Raw genomic sequence first — 2,289 nt, forward strand, 5'->3', positions numbered from 1 at the left:
GAATTCGGGGGGCAATGCCTGAAGCCCGGGATGGAGGTGGCGATCATCTCCGTGACCGAGCAATGGGCGCAGTTTTCCGTCGCCGGGCCGAAGGCGCGCGAGCTTCTGAACTCGGTTCTCGACACGGCCATCGACGACGGGAGCTTTCCCTTCATGGCCTGCGGCGCGGTCGGCGTCCACGGCGTGGCCGGCCGCCTCTTCCGCATCTCGTTCTCGGGCGAGCAGGCCTACGAGGTCGCCGTTCCCTCCCGCTACGGCGAGGCGCTCTGGCGCGATCTCGTGGCGCGGGCCGAGATGCTCGGCGGCGGAGCCTACGGCCTCGAGGCGCTGAACGTGCTCAGGATCGAGAAGGGCTTCATCACGCATGCCGAGATCCACGGCCGCGTCACCGCCGACGACATCGGCATGGCGCGCATGGTCTCGCCGTGGAAGGACTGCATCGGCAAGGCCTCGTCCCAGCGCCCCGGCCTCTCGGGGGCGGAGCGGGAGCAGCTCGTGGGCCTCAGGCCCCTCGCGCCCGAGACGCCGCTGCTGGCGGGCGCGCACCTCTTCCGCAGGGACGAGGCGGCGACGCGCGTGAACGACCAGGGCTACGTCACCTCGGTCGCTTGGTCGCCGACGCTCGGCACGCATCTGGGGCTGGGTTTCCTGCTGAACGGGCGCGCGCGCATGGGCGAGACGGTCCGCATGGTCGACCACCTGCGCGGGGCCGAGGCGCTCTGCGAGGTCTGCGACCCGGTGTTCCTCGACCCCGAGGGAGGGCGCGCCCGTGGCTGACCTGATCGCGAAGACGCCCTTTGCCGGGCTCCTGCCGCTGCGGGCGGGGACGGTCGAGGCCACCGAGGCGAGGTTCGAGGCAATCACCTCCGTTACGCCGTTCCGCGGGCGGGCCGATGCCGTCTCGGCCGCCCTCGAGACGGCGACGGGCCTCCGTCTGCCGCCCCCGAACGGCACCAGCGTCTCGGGCGCGGCGCGCGCGGTCTGGACCGGCATGGACCAGTGCTTCGTCCTCGGCCCAGCTCCCGGCGCATTGTCCGGCGCGGCGGTCACGGACCAGAGCGACGCCTGGGCCGCAGTGCTCCTCTCGGGTCCGGATGCGCGCGAGGTGCTGGCCCGCCTCGTGCCGGTCGACCTCCGCCCCGAGGTCTTCGGCGTGGACGCCGCCGCCCGGACGCTCTTGGGGCACATGTCCTGCGTGCTGGTGCGGACCGGGGCCGACGACTACCTCGCGATGGTCTTCCGCTCCATGGCAGGAACGGCGGCGCACGAGCTGGAGCGGGCGTTGCGGATGGTCGCGGCGCGCAGGCGGGGCTGAGGACCGGAAGAACCGCGCCGCTCCCGCTTGCAGGCTTCTGGGAACGACGCGGCCGCCTCGAAGGCTCGCCGCAGTCACCCCAATCGGCGCACTCGTCCACGCGGCGTGGGCCGGACACTAGTGCCGAAACGTGCCGCTGCCATGCGGCTGCGGCGACAAATCGGAGGCGATTTCGCGGAGGCGCGCGGGCCGCGTTCCGGCGGCGCTGGACAGTGCCAGCGCCCCGCCCGATATTGTCGCCCATGAGCCTGCCCCCCGGTTTCCTCGACGAGCTGAAATCCCGTGTGTCGCTGGCCCAGGTGGTCGGTCGCAAGGTCATGTGGGACCGCCGCAAGTCGAATCAGGGCAAGGGCGACCTCTGGGCCCCTTGCCCGTTCCACCACGAGAAGACGGCCAGCTTCCACGTCGACGACCGCAAGGGCTTCTACTACTGCTTCGGCTGCCAGGCGAAGGGCGACCTGCTCGCCTTCGTGCAGGAGACCGAGAACGTGGGCTTCATGGAGGCCGTCGAAATCCTCGCGCGCGAGGCGGGGATGACGATGCCTGCCCCCGACCCGAAGGCCGCCGAGAAGGCCGACCGGATGACCGAGCTCGCCCGCGCGACCGAGGCCGCCGTGGGCTTCTTCCGCCTCCAGCTCAGGACGCAGGGCGCCGCCGAGGCCCGCGCCTATCTCGAGCGTCGGGGCCTTTCGGCCGAAACGCTGGAGCGCTTCGAGATCGGCTATGCGCCCGCCTCGCGCGACGCGACGTTGAAGGCGCTGACCGCCAAGGGCATCCGCGAGGCCGACCTCCTCGAGGCGGGGATCGTCACCCGCCCCGACCGCGGCAATCCCTACGACGCCTTCCGCGACCGGATCACGTTCCCGATCCGCGACGCGCGCGGGCGCTGCATCGGCTTCGGCGGGCGGGCGATGGACCCCGACGCGCAGGCGAAATACCTCAACACGCGCGAGACGCCGCTCTTCGACAAGGGG

Annotated in this window: 3 protein-coding genes; all 3 read left to right on the top strand. The window is 71.8% G+C overall.

The genetic code is table 11. The annotated features are described in order from the left end of the window. Positions 1-777 (top strand): aminomethyltransferase family protein (locus ACTS11_RS18820; protein WP_442641822.1); only part of this gene is annotated, 777 nt, incomplete at its 5' end. Continuing rightward, positions 770-1,315 (top strand): sarcosine oxidase subunit gamma, encoded by a 546-nt coding sequence (locus tag ACTS11_RS18825; protein ID WP_442641823.1) that lies wholly within the window; start codon positions 770-772, stop codon positions 1,313-1,315. The genes ACTS11_RS18820 and ACTS11_RS18825, both read left to right, overlap by 8 nt. 242 nt (positions 1,316-1,557) lie before the next feature. Then, positions 1,558-2,289, top strand: a 732-nt coding sequence (locus ACTS11_RS18830; protein WP_442641824.1) for a DNA primase, incomplete at its 3' end; no start/stop codon positions are given.

It is taken from the genome of Roseicyclus sp. (assembly GCF_052168335.1).
In the GTDB taxonomy this organism is placed as follows: Bacteria; Pseudomonadota; Alphaproteobacteria; order Rhodobacterales; family Rhodobacteraceae; genus Roseibacterium.